Source organism: Tenacibaculum sp. 190524A05c (assembly GCF_964036595.1).
GTDB classification, from domain to species: Bacteria; Bacteroidota; Bacteroidia; order Flavobacteriales; family Flavobacteriaceae; genus Polaribacter; species Polaribacter platacis.
Genome location: NZ_OZ038523.1, coordinates 2,126,146 through 2,151,946, shown reverse-complemented (window position 1 = coordinate 2,151,946; position 25,801 = coordinate 2,126,146). Strand labels below are relative to the sequence as shown.

Annotated in this window: 23 protein-coding genes; 10 read left to right on the top strand and 13 right to left on the bottom strand. The window is 31.7% G+C overall.

The genetic code is table 11. The features are described 5' to 3' along the window. Positions 1 to 20 precede the first annotated feature (20 nt). The gene (locus tag ABNT61_RS09315; protein WP_348743006.1) at positions 21 to 884 is read left to right on the top strand and encodes a hypothetical protein; all 864 of its coding nucleotides are present in this window, start codon (positions 21 to 23) and stop codon (positions 882 to 884) included. A gap of 16 nt (positions 885 to 900) precedes the next feature. Further along, on the top strand, positions 901 to 1,269 hold the full coding sequence (locus tag ABNT61_RS09310; protein WP_348743005.1) for a DUF2237 domain-containing protein: 369 nt from the start codon (positions 901 to 903) through the stop codon (positions 1,267 to 1,269). Here the strand turns inward: ABNT61_RS09310 and ABNT61_RS09305 are convergent. The 8 genes from ABNT61_RS09305 to ABNT61_RS09270 form a co-directional block, all read right to left on the bottom strand. Beyond that, positions 1,253 to 2,518, bottom strand: a complete 1,266-nt coding sequence (locus ABNT61_RS09305) for an NAD(P)/FAD-dependent oxidoreductase (protein ID WP_348743004.1) — start codon at positions 2,516 to 2,518, stop codon at positions 1,253 to 1,255. The genes ABNT61_RS09310 and ABNT61_RS09305 overlap by 17 nt on opposite strands. Before the next feature lie 20 nt (positions 2,519 to 2,538). After that, complete coding sequence (locus ABNT61_RS09300) at positions 2,539 to 2,940, bottom strand: DUF2452 domain-containing protein (RefSeq protein WP_348723919.1); 402 nt, start codon at positions 2,938 to 2,940, stop codon at positions 2,539 to 2,541. Continuing rightward, positions 2,933 to 3,115: a Lacal_2735 family protein gene (locus ABNT61_RS09295; protein WP_348743003.1), complete on the bottom strand. Its 183-nt coding sequence runs from the start codon at positions 3,113 to 3,115 to the stop codon at positions 2,933 to 2,935. The genes ABNT61_RS09300 and ABNT61_RS09295 overlap by 8 nt, the downstream gene beginning before the upstream one ends. 105 nt (positions 3,116 to 3,220) lie before the next feature. Further along, positions 3,221 to 3,592 carry a DUF423 domain-containing protein gene (locus tag ABNT61_RS09290; RefSeq protein WP_348743002.1) on the bottom strand — a complete coding sequence of 124 codons (372 nt, stop codon included), beginning with the start codon at positions 3,590 to 3,592 and terminating at the stop codon, positions 3,221 to 3,223. A 2-nt stretch (positions 3,593 to 3,594) separates the two neighbouring features. Beyond that, complete coding sequence (locus tag ABNT61_RS09285) at positions 3,595 to 7,242, bottom strand: metallophosphoesterase (RefSeq protein ID WP_348743001.1); 3,648 nt, start codon at positions 7,240 to 7,242, stop codon at positions 3,595 to 3,597. A gap of 57 nt (positions 7,243 to 7,299) precedes the next feature. Beyond that, positions 7,300 to 8,202 carry a helix-turn-helix domain-containing protein gene (locus ABNT61_RS09280; RefSeq protein WP_348742289.1) on the bottom strand — a complete coding sequence of 301 codons (903 nt, stop codon included), beginning with the start codon at positions 8,200 to 8,202 and terminating at the stop codon, positions 7,300 to 7,302. Positions 8,203 to 8,284: 82 nt separating this feature from the next. Continuing rightward, the gene (locus ABNT61_RS09275; protein WP_348743000.1) at positions 8,285 to 9,118 is read right to left on the bottom strand and encodes an oxidoreductase; all 834 of its coding nucleotides are present in this window, start codon (positions 9,116 to 9,118) and stop codon (positions 8,285 to 8,287) included. 6 nt (positions 9,119 to 9,124) lie between these two features. Further along, on the bottom strand, positions 9,125 to 9,727 hold the full coding sequence (locus ABNT61_RS09270; RefSeq protein WP_348742999.1) for a hypothetical protein: 603 nt from the start codon (positions 9,725 to 9,727) through the stop codon (positions 9,125 to 9,127). Positions 9,728 to 9,912: 185 nt separating this feature from the next. On the opposite strand from ABNT61_RS09270, the gene ABNT61_RS09265 reads away from it, so the two are divergent. Next, positions 9,913 to 13,056, top strand: coding sequence for an endonuclease (locus tag ABNT61_RS09265; RefSeq protein WP_348742998.1), 3,144 nt, complete (start codon positions 9,913 to 9,915; stop codon positions 13,054 to 13,056). Between the two features lie 4 nt (positions 13,057 to 13,060). Here the strand turns inward: ABNT61_RS09265 and ABNT61_RS09260 are convergent, their stop codons facing one another. Next, on the bottom strand, positions 13,061 to 14,623 hold the full coding sequence (locus ABNT61_RS09260) for a protein adenylyltransferase SelO (protein ID WP_348742997.1): 1,563 nt from the start codon (positions 14,621 to 14,623) through the stop codon (positions 13,061 to 13,063). A 30-nt stretch (positions 14,624 to 14,653) separates the two neighbouring features. Then, a complete protein-coding gene (locus tag ABNT61_RS09255) occupies positions 14,654 to 15,874 on the bottom strand; it encodes an alpha/beta fold hydrolase (protein ID WP_348742996.1) in 1,221 nt (406 codons plus the stop codon). Between the two features lie 140 nt (positions 15,875 to 16,014). Here ABNT61_RS09255 and ABNT61_RS09250 point away from each other — a divergent pair, with 140 nt between their 5' ends. From ABNT61_RS09250 to nrdG, 6 genes are read left to right on the top strand one after another with little or no spacing between them, the layout of a single operon-like run. Continuing rightward, positions 16,015 to 17,688 (top strand): AAA family ATPase, encoded by a 1,674-nt coding sequence (locus ABNT61_RS09250; RefSeq protein ID WP_348742995.1) that lies wholly within the window; start codon positions 16,015 to 16,017, stop codon positions 17,686 to 17,688. Positions 17,689 to 17,706: 18 nt separating this feature from the next. After that, positions 17,707 to 18,201: a hypothetical protein gene (locus ABNT61_RS09245; protein ID WP_348742994.1), complete on the top strand. Its 495-nt coding sequence runs from the start codon at positions 17,707 to 17,709 to the stop codon at positions 18,199 to 18,201. 10 nt (positions 18,202 to 18,211) lie between these two features. Further along, the gene (locus tag ABNT61_RS09240; protein ID WP_348742993.1) at positions 18,212 to 18,418 is read left to right on the top strand and encodes a DUF2997 domain-containing protein; all 207 of its coding nucleotides are present in this window, start codon (positions 18,212 to 18,214) and stop codon (positions 18,416 to 18,418) included. A 14-nt stretch (positions 18,419 to 18,432) separates the two neighbouring features. Continuing rightward, a complete protein-coding gene (locus ABNT61_RS09235; protein WP_348742992.1) occupies positions 18,433 to 19,419 on the top strand; it encodes a hypothetical protein in 987 nt (328 codons plus the stop codon). A gap of 14 nt (positions 19,420 to 19,433) precedes the next feature. Continuing rightward, on the top strand, positions 19,434 to 20,432 hold the full coding sequence (locus ABNT61_RS09230; RefSeq protein ID WP_348742991.1) for a ComEA family DNA-binding protein: 999 nt from the start codon (positions 19,434 to 19,436) through the stop codon (positions 20,430 to 20,432). A gap of 1 nt (position 20,433) precedes the next feature. Further along, positions 20,434 to 21,036: an anaerobic ribonucleoside-triphosphate reductase activating protein gene (nrdG, locus tag ABNT61_RS09225; RefSeq protein ID WP_348742990.1), complete on the top strand. Its 603-nt coding sequence runs from the start codon at positions 20,434 to 20,436 to the stop codon at positions 21,034 to 21,036. Between the two features lies 1 nt (position 21,037). On the opposite strand, the gene msrA is transcribed toward nrdG, so the two are convergent. Together msrA and msrB are read right to left on the bottom strand one after the other, a co-directional pair. Next, on the bottom strand, positions 21,038 to 21,568 hold the full coding sequence (gene msrA / locus ABNT61_RS09220) for a peptide-methionine (S)-S-oxide reductase MsrA (RefSeq protein ID WP_348742989.1): 531 nt from the start codon (positions 21,566 to 21,568) through the stop codon (positions 21,038 to 21,040). After that, positions 21,558 to 22,007, bottom strand: coding sequence for a peptide-methionine (R)-S-oxide reductase MsrB (gene msrB / locus ABNT61_RS09215; protein WP_348742988.1), 450 nt, complete (start codon positions 22,005 to 22,007; stop codon positions 21,558 to 21,560). Before msrB ends, msrA begins: the two co-directional genes overlap by 11 nt. 86 nt (positions 22,008 to 22,093) lie before the next feature. Here msrB and ABNT61_RS09210 point away from each other — a divergent pair, with 86 nt between their 5' ends. Beyond that, positions 22,094 to 23,323, top strand: coding sequence for a Pycsar system effector family protein (locus tag ABNT61_RS09210; protein WP_348742987.1), 1,230 nt, complete (start codon positions 22,094 to 22,096; stop codon positions 23,321 to 23,323). Between the two features lie 19 nt (positions 23,324 to 23,342). Here ABNT61_RS09210 and ABNT61_RS09205 read toward each other — a convergent pair whose 3' ends face one another. After that, positions 23,343 to 25,730 carry a GAF domain-containing protein gene (locus ABNT61_RS09205; protein WP_348742986.1) on the bottom strand — a complete coding sequence of 796 codons (2,388 nt, stop codon included), beginning with the start codon at positions 25,728 to 25,730 and terminating at the stop codon, positions 23,343 to 23,345. Positions 25,731 to 25,801: the final 71 nt, after the last annotated feature.

The window sequence follows — 25,801 nt, the reverse complement described above, 5'->3', positions numbered from 1 at the left end:
CTTTTTTTATTTTTAGTATTATGAAAATAGTACAGTTTGCATTCCTCTTATTTGTCTTTTATGGATGCACAAATTATAGTCAAGTAAATTTTCTTGGAAAGCTTCCTAAAAAGTTAAAAGAAGTATCAGGATTATCACGTGTAAATGATTCACTTCTATGGATGCATAATGATGGAGGAAATAAGAGTGAATTATATTTGGTGAATACAAAGGGAGAGATAGTTCGAAATGTTCACGTAAATGCTAAAAACAAAGATTGGGAAGACATTACTGCAGATGATCAAGGAAATATTTATGTAGCAGATTTTGGGAATAATGAAAGTAAGCGTAAAGATTTGGTTATCCTTAAAATAAAGGAAGAGGATCTTTTAACTCAAAAATCAGTTGAAGTTGAAAAGATAAAATTCGAATATCCAGAACAGCATAAGTTTCCTCCTAAAAAGAAACATCGTTATTTCGATGCAGAAAGCATAGTATACATGAATGGATCCTTATATATTTTTACTAAAAGTCGAGTGAAGCATAAATTTGGTATAACGAGTTTATATAAGATTCCTGCTACAAAAGGAAAGCATAAAGCAGAATTGATGGGAACTTTTGAAAACTGTGCTGATATGGATTGTTGGATTACAGGAGCCGCAATTTCAAAAGACAATTCAAAATTAGCTTTGTTAACTTCACGTGAAATATTGTTGTTCAGTGATTTTGAAAATGATCATTTTTTAGAAGGTAAATTAACTAGAATAGATTTAGGTTTTTCTTCTCAAAAGGAAGCTATTGATTTCAAAGATTATAATACACTTTATATTTCTGATGAACGATCTCATACACATGGAGGAAATTTATATGAAATGAAAATTCCTTTAGCAAAGCAAATTGATTGATTATTAAAAGCGAATTATGGAATTAAATGTATTAGGAGAACCATTACAAAGTTGTTGTACAGAACCAGCTACAGGATATTTTAGAGATGGTTATTGTCGTACTGCAAGTTACGATTATGGAACTCATATTGTATGCGCGGTAATGACGGATGAGTTTTTAGAATTTACGAGGAAAAGGGGTAACGATTTATCCACTCCAATTCCACATTGGAAATTCCCAGGATTAAAAGCAGGATCTAAATGGTGTTTATGTATTTCTCGTTGGCTAGAAGCTGAAAAACAAGGTAAAGCTCCAAAAGTTATTTTGGAAGCAACAGATAAAAAAGCATTGCAATATACAACTCTTGAAAAATTAAAATCTTACGAGTTTATTCCAAAGCAATAGTTTGATTTTCTAGATTTTCAATAACAGTTTTGGCTGCTAATTCTCCAGATAACATTGCAGCATTCAAAGATCCATTGCATAAATAATCACCTGCTAATGTGATGTGGTTGTCTAATTTAATTTCTTCTGAAAAAGGAGCGTAACTTAAATTATCTCTCTCAGGTAAAGCTTTTGCTATATCGTAGGCTTTTAAAAAGTTAACATCAGTTATTCCACATAATGTTTCCAGTTCTTTTGCAACCTGTTTAACTAGCAATGATTCGTGTAAATTATGATTGCGAACAACGGTAACCGATAACAACTGTTTTTTACCAGTATGTGTATTAGGTAAGGAAGTAGAATAGAAAATATTGTTAATTAACGAATCTTCATTCGCAACCAAACCTATTATAGGTTTTTTAATTACACTTTTGTTAGTTTCAAAATATAAAGTCTGGCAAGATTTCCATGCTATCTTTTTTGAATTTTTAGAAGTAATAAATTTTGCAGGATTTGTTGCAATGATAATTTGATCACTTTCTAAAGTTTCACCATTAGATAGAGTTATAGTTTGATTGTCAACAGAAGTAACTTTGGTATTAAATACGAAAGTGGTAGCGGATAAATTATTCTTTAGTTGTTTCGGTATTTCTCCAATTCCAGCTTTCGGAATTGCAGCATAACCTGTACCAAACATCTTATATACAAACTCGAACATTCTACTTGAAGTAGATAATTTAGTTTCAAGAAAAATTCCACTAAAAAAAGGAATAAAGAAGTTTTGAATAGTTTTTTGAGAGAATCCAAATTTCTCTAAATATTGTAGTGTAGTTGTTTCTTTTTCTGAAAATATATCTTCTATCGACTTCTGTTTAAGAATTCTATTGAGCTTAAGAATTTTGAACTTATCATTAATAGAAACTTTGGTTGATAAGATTGTAGGAATTAATAATCCAAAGTTTCGAAAAGCATCTCCGATTGTACTTATAGAATTGTTCTTAAAGATTGTTGCACCTGGAAGAAAATATTGTAAGTCAAGATCTTTGTAGTTCAAATATTTTTGAGCTGCAGGGTAAGATGTAAGTAATACTTGAAAGCCATGATCTAAATTATAACCATGAACGGTATCAGTTTTAACTCTTCCACCTTCAGAGTCCGTAGCTTCGATTACTTTTGGCGCATATCCGTGATTTTCCAAAATTTGTGCAGCAATTAAACCACTAATTCCTGCTCCGATGATATGGATTGTTTTACTTTTTTCAGAAGCCATTTGAGGTATTTAAGATGAAACTAAACTTTTTCCCAGATTTGATCGGCGTTTAATAGAAAACTACCGACATAATTAAAATTGCAGTGCTCCGGAGCGATTAACGATAAAAAATGTTCCTCTTTCTTATTCAGATAAAGGTGATAGGTTTCACCAATAATAGGTTCAAAAGAGAAATTAGCGTTTAGAATTAAGTTGTTGTATTCGAACTCTTGCATCATACGTTCGTATTCAGCTTTTAGCTCTAAGTATTTTGTTTTAATCTTATGGTTAACCTTATTTATACTGCGGTTTTTCCATGCAGTTGTATCTGTTGGGGTAATAACTGGAGCACCAACTGAAGTTGCGTAAGGTTTTAACGCTGCATCGTAACGATCCGTTTCTGTGTTGTAAACAACGGCATCTGGTTTCTTCTTTTTAGTCATTTTGAGACTGTTTTTCTATTGTTTCAATGCGTTTCATCACTTGCTCCGCTTCATAAACTTTATCATCACTCAATTTTCTGTTTGAGGTAGATAATTTATGAGCATCTGCTAACAATTTAGCATATAATTTCTGAAGTTTTTCTTTCTCGGATTTCTTTTTAAATAAACCAAACATAATGATGCATTTTGATTACAAAGATACAAAATGTTTAATCTATTTTAAATATTGTTAAACAAGATATTTAAAACTCTTTTATTTACCCTATTTTATTCTTGTGATTTAAGCTAAACAATGAAGAAAAACTAAAACCCAACCCACTAATAAACACAATCCACCTATTGGAGTTATAGGACCTAAGAATTTCATTTTTTTTCCAAAAGCATCCGATAGTACTAATCCATAAATACTAAAAGAAAAGAGTATTGTTCCGATTATGATAAATAGTGCTGCGTTACTAAAGTTTGAATTAAAATTAAAGCCTAGAACTAGTAATACTATGGCGTGATACATCTGATATTTAACACCAGTTTCAAAACTTGCCAATTGTTCTGAAGTTAATTTTTTCTTTAAAGCATGAGCTCCAAATGCTCCTAATACAATTGATAACGCTCCAAAAATTGAAGCCGTTGCTAATACGATTTGTTGTGTCATTCTTAAAAATTAAAACCTACGCTAAATGTAAATCGACCACCATCATTTCCATTAAACATGGCTAAATTCATAGTAAACATATCGAGTCCACTTAACCAAAAAGATCCTCCATAACTTGAGTTCCAAGATTCAGAATTTGTAGGAGCAAAAGGACTCCATACTTTTCCGTAATCGAAACCACCCGTAATTCCTACTCGCATAGGAATAAAAGCTTTAATGCTTCCTAAACGTAATCTCAGGTCGTTAGAATGATAAAAGCTTTCAGATCCAGTAAAACGTTGATTGTTGTAACCTCTTAAAGATCTATTTCCTCCTAAACTTGCTGCATGATAAATTTCAAATCGGTTTTTAAAATTTAAATGACTTCCAATTTCAGAAGCAAAAACTAAACTTCTGTTGGATACTAAATTTTGGTAAATAGCTAATGAAGTTCTTAAATACCCAAAATGACGATCCGTGTTTTCTGCGTTCATTTTAGCACCCATGATTAAGTCGAAATTCATTCCTTTTGTAGGAAAACTATTGTTGTCAGTTCTGTTATGATTGAAGTTTACTTCTCCACCAACAAAGTAGTTTCTATCAAAAATATTGGTTACTCCATTGGTAAAGTTTGTGATGTTTCTTCCAGGAGTATTCTCAACCTTAATAGCTTCAAACGTTCCTGTAAATTTTAATGTACTTCCCCAATTAAACTGTCGAACTAAAGATGGTAAAAATGTAAACTCTTCTCTTTTTACACGATAAAAATCTAAATCTGTAGCCTCTGGAAATACAGTTTTATTTCCAAAACCAAAGAAGTTAAATGCATAATTGCTACTTGTAGCTCTTGCTTTTAATTCTAACATCCAATTTCCTATAAATTCTGCAAATTCACCTGTATAATTGATGTCAAAACCGCTAGTAGCAGAATAGAAATTTGCGGTAATATTATGACGATTATCAAATGGTCTTTTCTTAAAGCCATATCGAGTATGTGTAGCATTCACACCAAAGAAGAATCCATCATCTGGGTTGAATCCTAAACTAGGGAAAATAAGTGTTGTATTATTTTCAATATCTCTATGATTATAGGTGTTTTTGAAATAATTGTCTTCTCTTAAATCGTGTAATTCTTTTCCTCCTTTAACCGTATTTTTCTTAGAAAGATAATCGTAAACTTTTGTTTTCTTGCTCCATCCAGAAACAGAAGATGAGTCCTCATAAACATCGTGGTTTTGTCCACCAATTAAACGAATTAAAATACTGTCATCAACGTCACCAGAAATGTAAAACTCATCATCTCCATTTAATCCATATAATTGAACTTCATCTGTTTCATCAGTTAAGAAAATTCTACTAAATATTTTGTTGTCTTTTCTAAAGATTTCAATACTAGTTTCATTATCATTTAATCGTTTAATAATGAATTTATCATCTTTATCGGTTCCAACAACTTGAACTTTTTTAGCTTGTTTTTTGTAGTATTTAGAAGCAAATTCTTTCAGCTTATCTCTTCTTGATTTAATCTTAGCAATCAATTCCTCTCCATCTATATCATAAACACTTTTAGGAAATTGTTTTATTGCATTTTCAATTACTTCGTCAGTAAGTTTGTTTTGAATATGTTCAGCTTCTTTTAACCAATCTTTTAAAGTAAGTTGGTTTAGGAATTCAGCATCAAAGAAACGAGGATAATTATTGTACCATTTCATGTCTTTGATATCATAATCCATCGATTGCATGTTTTTAATCAGTGGAGTATTCAGTTTTAACAACGGAATTAAAATACCATCAAATTTAGAGAATGGTTGATCTCTATCTCTCGGAATTGGTCTGTAATACGTCTTTCCATTATCGGTTTTAAATGAAGCAAAACGCCATTGATCTTCATGACGATCCCAATCTCCAATTACCATATCAAACAGTCGTGAACGAACAGTGAAATTTTGATCAATTGTATGTTTTCCGTTTTTTCGAATTTTCTCGAGAACATCATAAGTACTGATAATTTTAGTTGAGTTACCAAAAGAAGCTACATCATCTCTATTGCCAGCAGGTCGTTCTTCTAAAAGGTACATTCCACCTCCAAAAACATCATTATACATTCCTAAAGAAGGTTGTTTAGGCATGTAATATAATTTCGGATTTGTATGATAAATTTCAACGGCTTCTGCCATATCTGGAATCACAAAAGCAGCATATGGATGTGACATGGTAAAAATATCTTGAACAACATCAACTAAAAAAGTTCCTTTTAAAACTCCACCCATAATTCTACTTCCATCCTTATACATAGAACGAAGTACGTATTGTTTTCCATCAGGATTCTCTAAACGCAATGAATTGGTTTGATTTCCTCCTCCACGTCGAATCGGTTTTAAACCACCAAACATTTTATCTAATTCTAAAACAGGAACAGTAATTTCTTTCCCATATTTCTCACGGTTTAAATCTCCCCACATGAATTTATGAAATCCAGTAACATCAACTGCTTCTTTGGTATATAATGAAGTAGTTACTTCTTTTTTATGTTTTTCGAATTCGGAAAAATCGAAGTTTGTTTCTCTTTTTATAGGATCTATAATTTGTTTGCTAAACAGTAGTTTGTTTTTATCCTCATCATTGGCAGAATAATATTCTATAATAGCTGAACCATCATTATAAAAATTTAGTTTAGCGTAACCATAATTACCATAAGTAAAGTCAGCTCCATAACCTGCTAAAGCAGCTGATTGTTTTGAACCAGCTCCACTTACCACTTGTTTGAATCCATTATTTTCTAAGTATTGTAAGTTATGATCGTGTCCACTTACAAAAACAATGTTGTTTTTAAAATCGTTAGCTATAGTTTCAATTTGACGAACAAAGTCTTGATACTGTTGATGAAAGTTATCCGTTTGAATTCCAGCATGAGATCTTAACATGTTTTTTAAAGTTCCTAAAATAGGAATAGGACTCATATGATCTTTTATAGAGTAACTTCCACCATGCGAACCGTTTGAGTATAACGGATGATGCAATGCAACAACTACGTTTTTATACCTATTCTTTTTGAATAAGCTCCAAAGTTCTTCTATAAAACGTTCTCTGGTTTTAATATCACAATTATCATTAATTTTAGGTTCTTTATCCCAATTTGTAATATACCATTCACTATCTATAATTATTAATGTAAGATTATCATTAATATCAACTTTATCCAATCCACATCCGTTTTCAGGTAAAAAAGTATTTTTACCTAGAGCCTTTTCAACTAATTTTTCTTGTCTTTTTAGCCCATCAACTCCATTATACCAATCATGATTTCCAGGAATAAAAATTGTTCTTCCTGCATTGTTTTTTACGGCATCGGTTTGAATTTTAAGTCGATGTTTCACCAATTCATAGTCTTTATGATCTTTAGGATAAATACCATATGGATATACATTATCACCTAAGAAAAGTGTTGTACTATTTTTATCCGCTTTATCAATTTCTTTTTGAAAGTATTCTAAAAAAACTACACTCTCGTTCATTTTGGCATTACCAGCATCACCAATTAAATAAAAGGAATGTACTGGGTTTTTAGTAGTTGTAGTGTGAGCGTAATTCTTTGAAGCGTATTGTGCATTATAGGTAGCACACCCGTATAAACAAAGAATTGTTATACAGATAACGTAAAGTTTTCTCATGGTAATTAAAGTTGATGTATAACAAATATACAAATTAGAGCAATGCGCTTAGTTGAATTAGTTCAATGACCTAAATTTTGCAGGAGTTATACCTGTTCTTTTCTTAAATAGTTTACTAAAATGTTGGGGGTATTCAAAACCTAAATTATAGGCAATTTCACTCACGGAATTGGTACTTCCTAAAAGCTGGTTTTTAGCTTGATTTACGATAAATCCTTGAATATGATCCTTAGCACTTTTGCCGGTTTCCTTTTTTAATACATCACTTAAATAATTTGGGGACATGTTTAATTGTTCTCCACAATATTTTACTGAAGGAACTCCAAGCTCGTAAGGTTTTTCAGAAGAAAAATAATTCTTTAGCAATAATTCAAATTCTGAGATATGATCTTGATTCAGGTTTGTTCGAACATAAAATTGTCGATCATAAAATCGATTGCAATAATCTAATAATAGTTCGATATTCGAAATGATTAACTTCTGACTGTGTTTATCAATATTTTGTTGATATTCCTTTTCTATCTTCTTTACAATGTCAGTTATGGTTTCTTGCTCTTCTTCTGAAATGTGAAGCGCTTCATGAATTTCGTAATCAAAAAATGAGTATTCATTAATGGTTTGACCTAAAGATGATTTTCTGATTAAGTCAGGATGAAAGAATAAAATCCAACCTTTTGCATCATTTTCAATAGTTTCATCTTCTGAAGATAAAACCTGGTTAGGTTTGGAAAATACCATAGTTCCTTTTGAAAAGTCGTACGAATTTCTACCATAATTTAAAGAACAAGAGATTCCATCTTTCAATGAAATCATATACATGTTGAGCATAAATTTAATATCGGTTCCTTCTGGTAACTTCGATATGTCTCTCAGGTTAACTAAAGAAACTAAAGGATGTTTTGGAGCTGGAACTCCAATTAATTTATGTCCGTCTTCTATTTTATCTATAGTGATAATCATGATGTATAAATTTAAAGAAAACTGCTAACCAATAAAAAGATTATGGCTAACAGTTTTTGAGTATACGAGATACTGAACTAAACTAACCTTGTTTTTCTATATTCTTAATCATTCTCATAATGGTTTTATCAAAGGCTTTATCGCTAAACCATTGTCTAAAAAATAATGTTTGAGCTGCCATTTTTCCTGCAGAATATCTTGTTTTAGGCTTTCTAGCTTTTATCGCTTTGGAGATAACATTTCCAATTACATCTGGAGTTGAGTAATTTCCATCCTTATATGCATTTTCTGTAACTTTTTTCATAGTTAAAGCTAAATCAGCATAAGGTCCATTTTCTGAGTTTGAAAAGTTTTCATTCAGAACATCCCCAAATTCAGTTTTGATGGCACCAGGTTCAACAATTACAACATCAATTCCGAACTGACTTACTTCCAAACGTAAACAATCACTCCATCCTTCTAAAGCATGTTTTGTTGCGTGATACCATGCGCCAAGTGGACTGTAAATTTTTCCTCCAATAGATGAAATATTTATGATTTTACCGCTTTTTTGTTTTCTCATTGTTGGAAGTACAGCTTTGGTAACTTCTGCTAAACCGAAAATGTTTACTTCAAATTGTCGTTTCGCATCTTCATAAGATGTGTCTTCAACAGCTCCCCAAATAGCGAAACCAGCATTGTTTATTAAAACGTCAATTCTTTGTTCAATAGATAAGATTTCTTGAATTACAGAATTCACTTGCGATTGATTGGTAACATCCATTGCTAACGCTTTTCCACCAGCTTTAACAATATCTTGCATTTTTTCTAATCGTCTTGCGACTCCATAAACTGTGTGTCCTTCTTTAATAAGCTGTAGCGCTGTAGATTTTCCAATTCCTGAAGAAGCTCCGGTTATTATGATTACTTTACTCATGTGATTTTATTTTTTTGAAATTTCGTTTATTAATCGTGTTGCAATTCCAGCTGGTCCTTTAGGAAACCATCCTTTTAAAAGAAACTTAGGAACTCTTCCTACAGGTGAAAATTTAGCTGTTATGGTAAGTTTGGTTTTTTGATTTTCTAACTTTTCAAAATGATAAGTGATATCATAATTATTCATTCTTTTAACATCGGTGCTTTTGTAAGCTTTTGGTTTTGATGTTCCGCTTACTGTAAGTGAATTTGATGTTTTAGTAACCGTAAATTCTTGAACAGCGTCGCTATTTGGCATAGGCCAAGGCGCATCAAAAAAGTAGTATGTAATCCATTTTGATTCTGAACTTTTCTCGACTTGTTTACTTTCAGTCGTATTTTCTAGGAAGTTTTTATGTGTTTGAGAATCTCTTAAACATTTTTCAGCTTTTTCTAAGGAAATATCTGTCGTTGTTTCTGCGATGTAATAGATTACTTTTCCATTGTCAGTATTAACAATATCACTTTTAACGATAACCTTTCCATTCTTAGAAGTTTCTGTTTTCCAATTTCTTTGTGCGATTAAAGCTGTTGAACAAAGAATTAATATGATCGACATTATTTTTTTCATGATATAATTGTTTTAATTACACCACAAAATTAGTCTTGAGGTTACTGTAAAAAGTATACATTTTACCGAATGACGTATACAAATTACTTATTTGAAAGTTTTATTGAATATTGATTTTTAGTGTGTTATTGAAAATATTGAATTTAAATTATACTTTTGTTAGGTAATAAAACCCCAATAAAAAGATGAAGAAATTATTACTTCTATCGCTGTTACTTGTTGCAATAAAAGTATCAGCACAAATTCCTACGTATTATAATGATGTTAATTTGAATCTAACTGGAGTTAGTTTGAAAAATGAATTGGCAACAAAGATTATTAATACACATACGAACAGTTTGTCTTATTCAAATATTTGGGATGCTTCTCAAATTACAGATGAAAATCCATTGAACAGTAGTGAAGTTTTATTGATTTATGGTTATGAAAATGGTTCAGATGGTAATCAGGATAATGATAGAGAAAGAAGTAAAACAGCAACATGTGGACCAGGAAGTTGTACAGGGTTATGGAATAGAGAACACGTGTTTGCAAATTCTTTAGCCAATCCTGATTTGGATGCTTCAGGTACAAGTGGCCCTCCATATGCGGATGCACATAATTTAAGACCTTGTGATACAAACACAAATTCATCTAGAGGAAATTCACTTTTTGCGGATGGAACTGGAAACGCTGGAGCTGTTACTGGAGGCTGGTATCCTGGAGATGAATGGAAAGGTGATGTTGCTAGAATTGCTATGTACATGTATTTACGATATGGAAGTCAATGTTTACCAACTTTGTTAGGTGTTGGAAGTAGTGCTTCAACTCCAGATGATATGATAGATTTATTTCTAGATTGGAATGCGGAAGATCCTGTTTCTGATTTTGAAAAACAACGAAATACGTATCATGATAGTGCAGGAACTTATGCACAGGGAAATAGAAATCCATTTATAGATAATCCTGCTTTTGCAACTGAAATTTGGGGCGGACCACAAGCTGAAGATCTATTTGGTGGAGGTGGAGGAGGTGATACTGAAGCACCAACAGTTCCAACGGGATTAGCTTCTTCAAATATTGCTTCAACTTCGTTTACAGTTTCTTGGTCAGCGTCTACAGATAATACAGCAGTAACTGGATATAATATTCTATTAAATAATGTTCAAGTAGGAACATCGAATACAACGAGTTACAATGCAACAGGTTTAACAGGTTCGACAACGTATAATGTTACTGTTCAAGCGTATGATGCAGCAGGAAATACTTCTGTTTCCAGTACTCAAATCATGGTAACAACTGCAGTACAAACTGGATTTGCTTCAGAACTATTTTTCTCGGAATATATTGAAGGATCTTCTGTAAATAAAGCACTAGAAATAGCAAATTACACGGGAAGTACAGTTGATTTAAGTGTGTATTCAATAAAAAGACAAACTAATGGAGCAGGAGCTTGGTCGAGTGGTCTATCCTTAACAGGGAATTTAGCAAATGGAAATGTTCACGTGGTTGCCAATTCTGGGGCTTCTACAGATATTACAAATAAAGCAAATCAAACCTCAAATGCTTCCGAATTATCATTTAATGGAAATGATCCAGTAGGATTGTTTAAAAATGACGTACTTATTGATATTATTGGAACTTTTGACGGAGGTTCAGGGAATTTTGCAATAAATACAACTTTAGTTAGAAAATCAACAGTTAGTGGACCAACAACAACATATTCTGCTGCTGAATGGGATTCTTTCGCTTCAGACACTTTTACGAATATTGGATTTCATATTGCCGGAACTACAAATATTTTCACAGGAAATACCGATAGCGATTGGAATACAACATCGAACTGGAGTTTTGCAACGGTTCCTAGTAATACAAATGTTATGATTGGATCTGGGAAAGATGTTAGTGCTAGTGGAAGTATTTCAGTGGCAAATTTAACTCTTGATCCAGGAGCATCTTTAACAGTAGGAACAAATCTTACAACTTCAGGAACTGTAACTGTGAATTCAGGAGCTTCTTTGATTGCACAAAACTCTACTAGTTTTGATTTGACCTATAACAGATCATTAGGAACAACAAATTGGTATTTGGTTTCATCAACAGTTACGAATGAAACAATTCAAGATATAATTGGTAATCATAGCTTAGCATCAGGTTCATCAGGAAATATTGGTATTGGAGATTATGATAATTCAACTCCAGGTTGGACTTACGCTAACGCCTCAACAACTGGAAGTTTAGCTAGTGGAGAAGGGCGTTCAATAAAATTAACTGCTGCAGATGATGTTTCATTTAGTGGAGCCATGCCTTTAAATGATGTTACAATAGCAATTGCTGATGGTGGAGTAGGAGGAAATGGCTTTAATTTGATCGGAAATCCTTTCCCTTCTTATGTAACTGCAAATCATTCTTCTCCTACAGGTTCAAATAATTTATTAAGTTTAAATACAGGAATTCTTGAGGAAGAAACTATTTGGTTCTGGAATCAAGCTACGAGTCAATATTCAACAGTAAATCAGGCATTGGCAATTTTAAATGGAATCTATTATATTGCTCCAGGTCAAGGTTTCTTTGTAAGATCGAATACAACTGGTGGGAACTTTAGTTTTCCTGAATCTTTACAAAGTCATCAGTCTTCAGATACATTCGCAAAAGGAATTAACCAAAATCATTCAAGTATAAAGTTGATGTTAAGTGTAGATGGCAATTCAGATAAGGAAACAGACATTTTATACGTTCAGGGAGCAACTTCAGGATGGGATAATGGTTGGGATTCTACAATTTTTGATGGAGCAAGTACAGATTTAATAATCTATTCAGAATTGGTTGAAAATAGCCAAGGACAGAAGCTTGCCATTCAATCATTATCAAATGATACATTTAGTGAAGTTATTCCATTGGGTGTTAATGCTTCAGGAAATATGGAGATAACAATTGCTGCTGAATCTTCGAATTTACCAACAGGATATGAAATGTACTTGGAAGACCGAGTTGAAGGAGTTTTTACATTATTAGATGGATCTTCTAATTACACAAAACAGTTAACTGAGAATGTTTCAGGAACTGGACGTTTTTATTTACACACAAGTCAATCTGTTTTAAATGTAGATGATGCTTCTTTACAATCGGTTACGGTTTTTGTAGATGATCATAACACGATTCAGGTAAAAGGAATTCATGAGAATACTGATGTAACTTTATTCAATATTTCAGGACAGAAAATAGTTACTTCTAGTTTTATTGGAAATGGAAACAATAGTGTTCCAATGAAAAAGTTAGCGACTGGATTATACATTTTACAACTCGATACGAGTAAAGGAAAAATCGTTAAGAAAGTATTGCTTAAGTAAAAGTTTAAGAACTACAAGATAACATTGAGCAACCCACTTTATGACGAGCCCATTCTGGACGTTTGGCGAACCATTTCTCGTAAGTTGGTTGTTCATCATATGGGTTTTTTAACAGTTGATATAATTCATCAATTAAATCATAGTTTCCTTTATTTGCGTCATCAATAGCTAATTGCGCCATGTAATTTCGTAAAACATATTTCGGATTTACAGTATTCATTCGTGCAGCTCTTTCTTCATCTGTTGAATCTAATGATTGAATAGTTTCAATATACTGAGCAAACCAAGATAACCACTGTTTTTTATTTTCTTCTCGAAGCTCTTCTTCGTTATAAAATGCATCCGATATTTTCAGTATTGAATTTGCTGGAGTATCGTTTTTAGTAACCAATGATAGTTTTCTAAAGAATATAGTATAGTCCGTTTCAATTAATTGTAATGTTTTCTCGATACCGGAAATAAGGGAAGAATAATCTGATTTAGTGTCCAAGCCTAATTTTTGCTTCATCATAACCTCATACTGTTTCAAATACAGAGCTTCATATTTATTCAATATTGTCTGTAACGGATCTACTTCTTCAATTAATGGATATAAGGCATTAGCAAGTTTGTATAAATTCCACATGGCAATGTATGGCTGATTACCAAAACGATATCTTTTGTTTTGAGCATCAGTGGTATTCGGAGTCCATTCATAATCAAATCCTTCTAACCAACCATAAGGTCCATAATCAATCGTTAATCCAAGAATAGATAAATTATCCGTATTCATTACACCATGAACAAACCCAACACGTTGCCAATGAACAATCATATCGATAGTTCTATTTCGAACTTCCGTTAGAAAATCTAAATACTTTTGTTTTCCTGTTGAAGTAATGTTCGAATAAAAATGCTCGATAGTGTAATCAGCAAGCTTTTTAAGCGTTTCATTATCTTGTCTAGCTGCAAAAATTTCAAAATTCCCAAAACGAATAAAACTAGGAGCGACTCTACAAACTACAGCTCCTTTTTCATAAGCTGCGTTTCCATTGTACATAATGTCTCTCATTACTTGATCTCCCGTTAAACTTAGCGCTAAAGATCTAGTAGTGGGAACACCTAAATAATGCATGGCTTCACTACATAAATGTTCTCTTATTGAAGAACGTAAAACGGCTAATCCATCCGCAGTTCTTGAATATGGAGTTTCACCTGCACCTTTCAATTGAAAAGTCCAATGTTTATCGTTATAATCAATTTCAAACAGATTAATTGCCCTACCATCTCCTAATTGTCCAGCCCAATGACCAAATTGATGTCCGCCATAACACATGGCATAAGGATGCGTATTTTTCAATACTTTATTTCCAGAAAATACCTTAAGGAATTCTTCACTTTGAGCATCCTCTTTTGTAATTCCAACTTCATTTAAAAAGTCATCTGAAAAATGTATCAGTTCAGGGTTTGAAGTTTGCTTTGGAGTAACAAAAGAATAACAAGCATTATATACTTGTCTTCTTGAATTTTCCTGAGTTATATCTGCTGGAAGTTCTTTGTTAAACGTATCGTTAAGGTTAAAAATCATGGACTATTTTTAGGAACTATAAAGATACGCCTAATCAATTAAACTAGATTCAAAGTACGCTTGGTTTTCCAATGTGTTATGAACCGGACATTTTGCTGCAATTTCTAGTAAACGAGCTTTTTGTTTTTCATCCAAATTACCGACTAACTTAATCTTTTTGGTAAAGAAATCGTGTCGATTCAATTTTTCTGAAGTGATCCCTAATTCTTCACTTGATTTCTTCACTCGAGTGACATAAACATAAACTTCTTGTAAATCCCATTGCTTTCTATTGGCATACATTTTTAAAGTCATTGTTGTACACGCAATAAGCGCTGCGTTTAAGAGATCGAATGGAGAAGGACCAAAATCGTCTCCACCAACACTTTCAGGTTCATCAGCAATTAAGTTATGATTACTAGCTTGAATTTTAGTGGTGAAATTATCTTCTACTAAATTCAAATGTCCAACAGCTTGATCTTGATCAGTGTCTAATTTTTGAATGATTTTCTTTGGGAAATATCGTTGTACCCAAGTTCCAATTACATTTCCGGCATATTTACTATCCTCAGGATTAGTTAATAAATGATCTGCATTATCTAAGGTTACAAAACTCTTTGGATGATGGGCGTTTACGTAAATTTTTTCGGCATTTTTTATACCAACAATTCTATCGATTGGAGAATGCATGATTAGGATTGGCTTTCTCAAATTTCTAACGATCTCAGGTAAATCTGTTTTGGTGAAATTATCTACGAAATCTCTATTTATTTTGAATGGTCTTCCACCAATATTAATATCAACCTCTCCTTTTTCTTGAACTTCATGAATTCCATGAGAGAATAAGTGAGTAACATGTTCAACATCCGCAGGAGCACCAATAGTTGCAACAGCTCTTACAGAAGTTAACTTTGAAGCAGCGGTAATTACAGCCGCTCCACCAAGAGAATGACCAACCAACAAGGAAGGAGCTTGAAAATACTCTTCCATGTAGTTGCTCACAGCAATTAAATCTGTCACATTAGCTGAAAAATGACTTTCATGAAATTCTCCCTCGCTTTTACCTAAACCTGTAAAATCAAAGCGTACAACTCCGAAACCATAATTAGTAAGAGCTCTACTTATGTTTTTTACGGCACTTAAAGAACTTGTACACGTAAAACAGTGCGCAAAAATTGCATAGAACTCTGGTTTTTGATTAGCAGGTAATTCTAAAAAAGCATTAAGTTGATATCCTTTATCGTTCGGAATAGTAAGTTTAGATCTTTTCATGGATAAATTCTGAATTTTAGTTTTATGTCGTTATCCACTTTTAATTCTTACGAAAGAAATGGTTTGAAAAAGATATTGATATTCCTTTTAAAATAAGTTCTTATTAAGTAGTTTTATAGCAGAATCAACAAAAAATCGCAATGAAATCACAATATCTTCAGTTTGAACAATCTTTAGTGAATCATATCAAAGCTCGATTCCCAATATTATATATTACTACTTGGGAAGAAGAAAGACTTATTGAATTAATTGATCAAATGGTAAATGAAAAAAATCACTTTAAGTTTAAAAAAGAAGTTTTTCAATGGAGTGTTACTAAAGGAATAGAGAATAATGGAAAAGTTGTAAAACCAGATATTAAGAATGCAATAAGCATACTTGAGTATATTGAAAATTACAAGGAAGATGCGGTTTTCATTTTAAAAGATTTATATTTTGATTTAAAGCGATGTTGTGAAAATCATCCAAATCAAGTCTTAATTAGAAAAATTAAAGATTTGGTTTATCAGCTCAAAATGTCAGAGTATTCTAAGACAATAATAATCGTTGGTCATGATATTTTTGTTCCAGATGATTTGTCAAAGCAAATTTGTTTGATGGATTTTGAATTGCCAAATAATGAGGAAATTCAGAAAGTATACAAGAATATTATAGATGCGAATAAAGACAACGAAAAATTAAAGCTTCGAGTCGATAATGAAGATTTGAAGAAACTAAGTGATGCTGCATCAGGACTAACTTTACATGAGGCTGAGAATGCATTGGCATTAGCAATCACAAGAGATGGTACTTTAAGTTTGAGTGATATTGAAGCGATAAAGGAAGAGAAAAAACAACTGATAAAAAGATCTGGTATTCTTGAGTTTTTATCTCCAAAAATAGATATGAAAAGCGTTGGAGGTTTAAATAATATTAAAAATTGGATTTATAAAAGATCTAATTCTTGGGGAAGTGTAGCAAAACAATATAATCTTCCTTCGCCCAAAGGAGTTTTAATTACTGGGGTTCCAGGTTGTGGAAAATCGTTAATAGCGAAATCATTAAGTTCCGAATGGAATTTACCATTACTGAGGTTTGATGTTGGAAGTGTTTTTGGTGGAATCGTAGGAAGTAGTGAAGCTAATATGAGAAAGGTAATTCAAACTGCCGAAGCAATTGCGCCTTGTGTATTATGGATTGATGAGATTGAAAAAGGATTTACAGGAATTGGTTCTTCTGGAGATAGCGGTACTTCAACTCGTATTTTTGGAACTTTTTTAAGTTGGATGCAGGAGAAACGAAAGTTTGTTTTCGTTGTTGCAACAGCTAACAAAATTGATTTATTGCCTCCTGAGTTAATGCGAAAAGGACGTTTTGATGAAATCTTTTTTGTCGACTTACCAACTAAAGTTGAAAGAGCGGCAATTTTTAAAGTGCATTTGCGTAAGAAATTAAAGAATAAAGAAGTTCTTGAAGCTGATTTTAGTGAGCAGAAATATCTTGATATTCTTGTAGAAAAAACTGAAGGTTTTACAGGAGCTGAGATTGAACAAGTAGTTATTTCTGCATTATTCGAAGCTTTTGATCAACGAAGAAAATTAACCTTTGAAGATTTTGAAAAATCTATTGAAAATACGGTTCCTTTAAAAGTTACTCAAGCAGAAAATATTGAGGCAATTCGACAATGGGCAAATGTTAGAGCTGTATCAGCAACAACCATTAATGACAATGAATTCATTGAAGAAGCCGTAGTTGTTGACAAAGATGGTTTTGATGATTTTAAACCATCACCAAATAGCCAGCCAAGAAGAGGAGGAAGAACAATAGATTTTTAAAAGGAAAAAGTAATTATAATGAGTGTAGTAGTCGTAATTGGAGGAGCAAGTGCTCTTTTAGGAGCAGCGGGAGTTTCTGTTGGTAGTATCGCTGTAGGAGCTGTGGCTGAAAAATTATTATCTAATCTTGAAACTAAAACTTCAACTATAAATAACACCGTAATTTATCCCTCTATTTTTAGAAAGATAAGCATTGTTCAATCTGCATTAAATAATCTATCAAATAATGCGAGATTGAATGTTAAAAACCACGTTTTGTCAGAGATTGATGATGTACAAATAGAGTGTGTATTTAATCCTACTCGTAAAGCTATTGATATGTTTTTTATTGGAGCAAATGAAGAAAAGGCTCAAGAATTAGTGTCCCAAATAGAAACGGAATATGGTAATGTTATTCAAGAATTGGTCTACAAGAAATTAAAAAATGATGCTGGCTCTAAAGGTTTAACTCTAGAATCAGAAGAATTAACAGAGAATAAATCTATAGTACTGACTTATAACATCAACCAATAATAGCTAAGAGATGAAGAAAATCATAATTGAAATAACCAATAGTGGAGCTGTAAAAGCGAAGGTTGAAGGAGTAAAAGGGAAAAGATGTTTAGAGTATATAAGCGTATTGGAAGATTTAATCGAAGGAGAAACATTAGAACATGAACTTACTCACGAATTTCATGAAAATGAGATTGAAGTAAACAAAGAAAATAAATTGTCAAACAATAGTAAATAGATGTAACTTTTAAAATGAAAAAGCTAAAATTAGTAGGTATAATTGCTATTTCCATAGTTCCCGTTTTTAATAGTATTGTTGCTATTGGTTACGGAATCTTTATAAAGAAATTTTCTGCGGCAATTTATGCTGCTTTATTTTTAATTGCTTCAGTAGTTCTTCTAGAATTAGATACTTATGAAACGAATAAATATTTAATTAAGACTTTTGAAGTAGAACAAATAGAAGATTTAGAGGTGTTTTATTTTGATGATATTTCTATACGTTTCCCCCAATATAGTTTAACTACAACAGATCTTTCAGATGGTTATCATGAAGAGGTTAAGCAAAAAGAAGGAAAGAATTTCGTCCACAAAATAACGGTCTTAGAGGGTAAGTTCAAATCGTATTTGATATTAGATGAAGAGGGGAGTTTAACAGAAGATCGTTTAAAGAAATTATATCAGGAACAACTAAAGAATTACGAGAAAGATCACCCTAATAAAAAAGTAGTTTTTCCAGATTTAGTTTATCGTTCCTACTATGGAACAATAGCTCCTTTTATTATAATTATTTCTATGATTCATTGCTTTTTTACATTGAGAAGAAAGAAAGAAGATGAAGTAGTATTGATAAATAAAGATCCACAAATTAGTATCGAACCATCAAAAGAGGTTGAAGCGATTGTAGAGAATGAAGTAAATGCAAACATAGAGGTTGAAGATTTAATTCAGAAAAGTGAAAAAGACTTAAACTTAGAGCTAAAATTATTAGATGTGAACAAAGCAAATGAAGCACAGTTTGCTGAGTTAAAAGCTATATCTAAAATTCAAGCGATGTATTTTATTAAAGAAAGGGATGAAAATGGAAAATATATAAGTCTTTCTAATTTCTTTGATAGAAACTCCATTTCTCAGAATTTACAAAATGAGTTAAAAGAATTCCTTTTTGTTGAAAATAATATAGACGATGATGATGCTTCTGATTCAAATGAACGAAGAGGTAGAGTACTAGATTTTTAATATTATTTTTCGTTATGTGTTTAATTGCTATTATCATTTTAGTCCTAGCTTTTGTGCCTTATGCCAATGCAATTGTGGCAATTTTCTTCTCTTTATTTAGCGGTAGTTATAAGTTAATTTTAGGGACTATTTTATTATTTGTAGCTTACTATTATGCTGTTCAAATAGATGAAAAAACGAACGAAGAGTATATGAAATCCTTCTATAAGGTGGATGACGTTGACGATTTAAAATTTTTTTACGGAAACGATTATTTTTCAACTATAAACCCAAAATATTCTCTAGTAACTACAGAATTAAATAATGGGTATCATGAAATTAAAAAGGATAGTAATAATAATGAAACGATTCATAAAATTGAAGTAGAGTCAGGAGTGTTTACCTCATATTTTATTACTAATAAATCGGGAGATACCTTAGAAAATCATTTAGATAAATTATACCATTTACAAGTTGCCAATTATGAAAGAGATAATCCTGGTAAAAAGGTAATTCTTGATTTTCCAGTACGAAAAGAAGGACTCTTTTGGTACGCTCGAAGAATTATTTATATACTATGCATTTTGGCAGTATTTTATTCGTTTTTTTCAGTTGAAACTACTCATACTTATGTGGAATCGATAAAAGATATTTCGAAAAAAAGACCATCATTTTTAAAAAATGAAAGAAGATTGGATTCGAATAATTTGTTAGAAGATGTAATCAATGAAACTGATGAAAATACTGGTGTAATTAGTGTTGAAAAAGAAGTCAGTTTATTAGATGTTAATAGTGCAACTGAGGAAGATTTTGCAACATTATCAGGAATTTCAATGGTACAAGCCAAGTATTTGGTGAAAGAAAGAGAAGATAATGGTAGTTATAGTTCAATATTGAATTTTTATACTAGAAATGATATTTCTGAAAATATTCAAGAGAATATTCAAGAGAAAATTACGTGTGATGAAAGAGAAAATGAAGAGCCAAAGGATACATCCAGAAAAAGATTTAGAGGAAGAAGGTTAGAGTTATAAAATGGTTTTAAATATTCATAAATATATCACTTCTTCAGAGGTTGAAGGTCCAGGGAAACGTTTTGTTTTATGGGTTCAAGGATGCAGCATACAATGTGATAATTGTTTTGTTCCACAAACTTGGAAAAGAGAAAATGGAATAGAAATTAAGGTTGATGAATTGTATGATATTATTGCAAATAAAGAAGAGGATATTGAAGGGATAACCGTTTTTGGAGGAGAACCATTTGATCAACACAAAGCGCTGTACTCATTAATTAAAAAAATCAAGAGTCATACTAAATTGTCCGTAATGATTTTTAGTGGTTACACAATAGAACATATCAAAAGGAGAAAAGATAAAACAAATCATTTGCTTCTTGAACTATGCGATATTTTTGTTGATGGCCCTTATATAGAAAAATTACACGACTTATCCCGTCCATGGTCAGGCTCAAGTAACCAACGCTATTTCTTTTTTACTGACCGATACAAAGAATTAGCTAATAAACTTGATATTAAAAATAAGCTAACCATTACCATACAAAATACGGGTGAAGTTGTAGTTAATGGTATAGCTCATAAAGATTCTATAAGGTATTTAGAAAATCTAATTTCAAGTTAAATTATTTCAATTTATCAGCATACAACTTTCTTAACTTCGAGATTTTCGGAGTAATTACAAAGTTGCAATATCCTTGTTCTTTATTATTTGCATAATAGTTTTGATGATATTCTTCTGCAGGATAAAAAGTTGGTAATTCGCTAACCTCTGTAACTATTGGATTATCGTAATACGGTTGAACTTGCTTTATAACCTCTTCAATTACTGATTTCTCTTCTCTGTTAGTATAATAAATCACAGATCTGTATTGCGTACCAACATCAGCTCCTTGTCTGTTTAAAGTTGTTGGATCATGAGTAGTCATGAAAATTATCAAAATCTCCTGATATGAAATTACTTCAGGATCATACGATATTTGAACAACCTCTGCATGTCCAGTTAATCCAGAACAAACTTCTCTGTATGTTGGATAACCAGGAACATTTCCGCCTGCATATCCGGAAACTACTTTCTCTACTCCGTTAATTTGATTGAATACAGCTTCGGTACACCAAAAGCATCCACCGCCAACTGTAGCTATTTTAGTTTTCATCTTCTAATTCAATTGATAATGAGTTAACACAATATCTTAATCCACTTGGTTCTGGTCCATCAGGAAACACATGTCCTAAATGAGAATCACAAGTATTACAAACTATCTCTACTCTAATCATTCCATGAGTAGTGTCTTTATGATATTTTACCGCGTTCTCTTTTATCGGTTGTGTAAAACTTGGCCATCCAGAACTCGAGTCAAACTTAATTGTTGAATCAAATAAAGGTGTTCCACAACAAGCACAATTGTATTTACCTGAGCTAAAAGAAGAACAGTGTTCTCCACTAAAAGGACGTTCAGTTCCTTTAAGTCTTGTAATCATAAATTGTTCTGGTGTAAGCTCAGCTTTCCACTCTTCGTCTGTTTTTTCAATTCTTCTGTCTGGTAATGGATTCCCATTAACCGTAAAGTCTATAATATTTTTCCAAGTAAGCATAATTGTTAGTCGTGAGATTGTAAGAAAACTTACGTTATTAAAATTGCTAAAGTTTAGTTACTTTTACTAAACTAAATTACTGATTTATGAGCACTCTTCTAGAAAAAACAGAAAGTTTTGTAATGGACACGTTGAATGAAAAGTTAGATAAGAAATTAGTTTATCATAGCTTATCTCATACTTTACGCGTTGTTGAAAAAGCTTCTGAGTTAGCAGAAGATGCAAAACTAGAAGAATCAGAAAAAGAGCGCTTACTAATCGCTGCTTGGTTTCATGATACAGGATTTACAGTAAATAGAGCAGAACATGAAGATGAGAGTGTGAAAATAGCATCTGAGTTTTTAAAAAATGAAGGAGTAGAGGCTAGTTTTATAGATGAGGTTAATCAGACAATTTTAGCAACTAAAATAGATGTTACGCCGAGTTCTAAGTTAGAGAAACTATTGAAAGATGCAGATTGTTCTCATTTAGGAAGTAAAAATTACAATGAGTTTTCTCAGTTACTTCAAAAAGAAATGGAATTGCTGACTGATGAAAAGATTAAGGAAACCGATTGGATTAATAAAAACATAGATTTCTTAACTAATGGACATCGATTTTATACAGATGTAGCTGTTAAAAAATGGGAAAAACAAAAATCGAAGAATTTAGCTCAGCTGATTAAAACTGAGAAAAAAATTAAACAAGAGAATAAAAAGTTATCTCAAAAGAAAGAAGAACTTAAGTTTAAAAAGGAAAAGGTGGAATTGCCAGAACGTGGTATTGAAACTATGTTTAGAGTTGCTTTACGAAACCACATCACATTGAGCGATATTGCAGATACGAAAGCCAATATTTTATTATCGGTAAATGCAATTATCATATCTATGGCATTATCTACTTTAATTCCTAAGCTTGATAATCCTTCAAATAGTTATCTTATCTATCCGAGTGTAATATTTATTGCTTTTACAGTAGTTTCAATTGTGCTTTCAATTTTGGCAACTCGACCAAACGTTACTCAAGGGAAATTCTCAAAAGAAGATATTGCCAACAAAAAAGTGAATCTTATTTTCTTTGGAAATTTTCACAAAATGAGTTTACAAGAATTCGAATGGGGAATGAGTGAAATGATGAAAGATAGAGACTATTTATACGGATCCTTAACCAAAGATTTATACTTCCTCGGTTTAGTATTAAATAGAAAATATAGTTTACTACGAACTACTTACACCGTTTTTATGATAGGAATTATAGTGAGTGTAATTGCTTTTGCAATTGCTTTTCACATGCAAAGCAGAACTGATGTAACTTCAGTAGTTGCACAATTAATCTAAGTAAATAGTTCGCGTAGTTTTACTTCATATCCTTGATTAGTTCATCAATGGACATTGAAGACTTTTCGTCTTCTTTTGTTTCGTAAATTACTTCAACTCGAATTGCTTTTAATCCAGAAACGCCTTGTAAATCCTCCAATTCTAAAAGCTCAACTTTTCCCAATTGGTTTTTAGATTGTAAGAATTTGATATACTTTAAATACTCATCTGCATCTTTATCTTGAGAATATACAATAGCTATTTTTCCAGGAACAGTTAATCTTTCTGTTGTACCTTTAATATGCGCTTTGTCAATTCTTTTCTTTATAATCTCGTATCGGATATTATACGCCCCATCAACGTCAAATTGCTTTTCATCCATTCTAAACTCTATTGAAAGAGGATTACTATGCACCAATATTAATGACGCAACACGTAAATCATGGTCAAGCTTATCTCTTAATTTATACGCAACGTTTTCCATCTCGTAAGTGGTTTGTAATTGCCATAAACGTAAGTTGTATAAGTATAAAGAATCATACTTATGTTGTTTCGTGATCGATTGACCGATATACATATTGTATTCTACACCATCCGTTTTATATCGTTCGAAATAGTGTGGGAATATTTTTTGAGCTTCTTCTTGTTTCTTATCAATAAACTTGGCAAGCTTATCGTTAAGTTTAGTTACGCTATTCTCGTAGTCTTTTCTCTTTTCATAAACTACTTGTAAATTATCATCTAGCTGATCTAAATATTCATTTACAACTTGTGTAAGTTCATCGTTGATTTCTTTAACATGATTAAATACAGGGTAAATATCACGCTTTAAAAAGTCAAGAATAGCAACTTCGTCACCAGCTTTCATTCCTTTATTTACTTCAATTAAATAATCTTCTACACGATACATTAATTCGTCATAAATAGGAAGTCTCTCTTTTTTACATGCTTCTCTTAACACATGAATAGCAGAATTTAACTGTTTTGTTAAATCTTGTTTGATAGCAGTATTTCTGGCAATTGAAGATCCTTTAATATCAGATTGTCCAAAAAGAGGATACACATCGTGGAAAGCTATCTTTTCAATTTTTGCATCTTCATCCTTATCTAATAAAGCATTTTGATAATTCTCTGCTGCTTCATAGAATCGCCATTTTACTGAAGGATGAATAGAAGTGTAAAATTCTTGTATTGTAGCTTCTAAAATATTTAAATACTCTTCTGAATTACGTTCAGCAGCAGCTTTAAACATTGGAATAATATCTTTTAATTTCTGTTTGTTTACAGAATTTAACTCATAAGCTCTCGGAGAAGCCATTTCAAGTAACAACAAATCTTGATTTGTTGCTGTTTTTATTGGAATAAGAATAATACTCTTAATTCCTTTTTCTTCTAAATTTAGAGAGAAGTTATTTCCTCCAGAGAGTTTTTTGTAATGATCTGCATCTGAAATTACAATACTTTCATTCTCAACAAATATTTTATTGATGATATGATTACAGAAATATTTTTCACAAGTAATTTGTCTTTCATCAGTTAGTAAAATACTTTCAGATCTTTTTACTTTGACATGTCCTTCGTCTAAATGTGCGATGTCATAAACTGAATACCCAACTTTTAAATCACCAATACCAAAGAAATCTCTCAGGTTATTTCTGATTTTTTCTGTCATTGATTCGTCTTCTCTACCAATTAAATTGTTCTGTATAGAATTAATGGTTTCATCGGTAGTTACATCAAAAAGGTTCATAATTCCAAAACCTTTAAATATGTAAGAATTCGGAGGGAATTTTTCTCTCCAAATATCAATATTGTCAAAGTTATCTAATAATAACTTGATGTCGTCTTCAGTAATTTTAGGTGCATTTTCAGTTGGAGTAATATCCATAAAGTCTCCGTTGAAAGCAACTCTGTAATGTCTGGTAAAACCAGTGTTTACATCTGGTATATCAAAATAGAAAGGACGTTTTAAATCAACATTACGTCCGTAGATAGTTCCGAGAATTAATGTACATGCATAAATGTACATTGCATCGGGTTCAAAATTTCTAACTTCAAACAGATAATCTTTTCCAGCATTATCCAAAATATTTTCAAATCGTTCTGTGAACTTAAAGCAAGTAAAAGAGAAAGGAACCGTAGCTGCTTTAATTTCGTTCTGAGTTAAGATCTCAGGAAATAAAGGATCTAAAACAAGATCAATGATTTCTTCATGTTTTTCCAATAATGAAAAATCAGAAAATCCTTCAATTAACTCAGGAATTTTATCAATTTCTTCAACCATTTGAATAGCTGAAACATGATATGGATGTCCTTTGTATTGATTATCAGTGTATTTCTTAAAAAGGTCGTAAACCTTTTTAAAACTAATATTTATATGCAGAGGTAATTCTAAATCTGAACTGCTATGGAAGTTTCTTATCGTCATTTTTCCCTTCTTTTTGTATTTGCAAATTTACGAAATGTTTAGATTAGTCGTGTTAATAGCCAAAAAGTTAC

What these genes read in the sequence shown, in the direction of transcription:
- ABNT61_RS09315 (WP_348743006.1), top strand. Translation starts at nt 21, where the DNA reads ATGAAAATAGTACAGTTTGCATTCCTCTTATTTGTCTTTTATGGATGC.
- ABNT61_RS09310 (WP_348743005.1), top strand. Translation starts at nt 901, where the DNA reads ATGGAATTAAATGTATTAGGAGAACCATTACAAAGTTGTTGTACAGAA.
- ABNT61_RS09305 (WP_348743004.1), bottom strand. Translation starts at nt 2,518, where the DNA reads ATGGCTTCTGAAAAAAGTAAAACAATCCATATCATCGGAGCAGGAATT.
- ABNT61_RS09300 (WP_348723919.1), bottom strand. Translation starts at nt 2,940, where the DNA reads ATGACTAAAAAGAAGAAACCAGATGCCGTTGTTTACAACACAGAAACG.
- ABNT61_RS09295 (WP_348743003.1), bottom strand. Translation starts at nt 3,115, where the DNA reads ATGTTTGGTTTATTTAAAAAGAAATCCGAGAAAGAAAAACTTCAGAAA.
- ABNT61_RS09290 (WP_348743002.1), bottom strand. Translation starts at nt 3,592, where the DNA reads ATGACACAACAAATCGTATTAGCAACGGCTTCAATTTTTGGAGCGTTA.
- ABNT61_RS09285 (WP_348743001.1), bottom strand. Translation starts at nt 7,242, where the DNA reads ATGAGAAAACTTTACGTTATCTGTATAACAATTCTTTGTTTATACGGG.
- ABNT61_RS09280 (WP_348742289.1), bottom strand. Translation starts at nt 8,202, where the DNA reads ATGATTATCACTATAGATAAAATAGAAGACGGACATAAATTAATTGGA.
- ABNT61_RS09275 (WP_348743000.1), bottom strand. Translation starts at nt 9,118, where the DNA reads ATGAGTAAAGTAATCATAATAACCGGAGCTTCTTCAGGAATTGGAAAA.
- ABNT61_RS09270 (WP_348742999.1), bottom strand. Translation starts at nt 9,727, where the DNA reads ATGAAAAAAATAATGTCGATCATATTAATTCTTTGTTCAACAGCTTTA.
- ABNT61_RS09265 (WP_348742998.1), top strand. Translation starts at nt 9,913, where the DNA reads ATGAAGAAATTATTACTTCTATCGCTGTTACTTGTTGCAATAAAAGTA.
- ABNT61_RS09260 (WP_348742997.1), bottom strand. Translation starts at nt 14,623, where the DNA reads ATGATTTTTAACCTTAACGATACGTTTAACAAAGAACTTCCAGCAGAT.
- ABNT61_RS09255 (WP_348742996.1), bottom strand. Translation starts at nt 15,874, where the DNA reads ATGAAAAGATCTAAACTTACTATTCCGAACGATAAAGGATATCAACTT.
- ABNT61_RS09250 (WP_348742995.1), top strand. Translation starts at nt 16,015, where the DNA reads ATGAAATCACAATATCTTCAGTTTGAACAATCTTTAGTGAATCATATC.
- ABNT61_RS09245 (WP_348742994.1), top strand. Translation starts at nt 17,707, where the DNA reads ATGAGTGTAGTAGTCGTAATTGGAGGAGCAAGTGCTCTTTTAGGAGCA.
- ABNT61_RS09240 (WP_348742993.1), top strand. Translation starts at nt 18,212, where the DNA reads ATGAAGAAAATCATAATTGAAATAACCAATAGTGGAGCTGTAAAAGCG.
- ABNT61_RS09235 (WP_348742992.1), top strand. Translation starts at nt 18,433, where the DNA reads ATGAAAAAGCTAAAATTAGTAGGTATAATTGCTATTTCCATAGTTCCC.
- ABNT61_RS09230 (WP_348742991.1), top strand. Translation starts at nt 19,434, where the DNA reads ATGTGTTTAATTGCTATTATCATTTTAGTCCTAGCTTTTGTGCCTTAT.
- nrdG (WP_348742990.1), top strand. Translation starts at nt 20,434, where the DNA reads ATGGTTTTAAATATTCATAAATATATCACTTCTTCAGAGGTTGAAGGT.
- msrA (WP_348742989.1), bottom strand. Translation starts at nt 21,568, where the DNA reads ATGAAAACTAAAATAGCTACAGTTGGCGGTGGATGCTTTTGGTGTACC.
- msrB (WP_348742988.1), bottom strand. Translation starts at nt 22,007, where the DNA reads ATGCTTACTTGGAAAAATATTATAGACTTTACGGTTAATGGGAATCCA.
- ABNT61_RS09210 (WP_348742987.1), top strand. Translation starts at nt 22,094, where the DNA reads ATGAGCACTCTTCTAGAAAAAACAGAAAGTTTTGTAATGGACACGTTG.
- ABNT61_RS09205 (WP_348742986.1), bottom strand. Translation starts at nt 25,730, where the DNA reads ATGACGATAAGAAACTTCCATAGCAGTTCAGATTTAGAATTACCTCTG.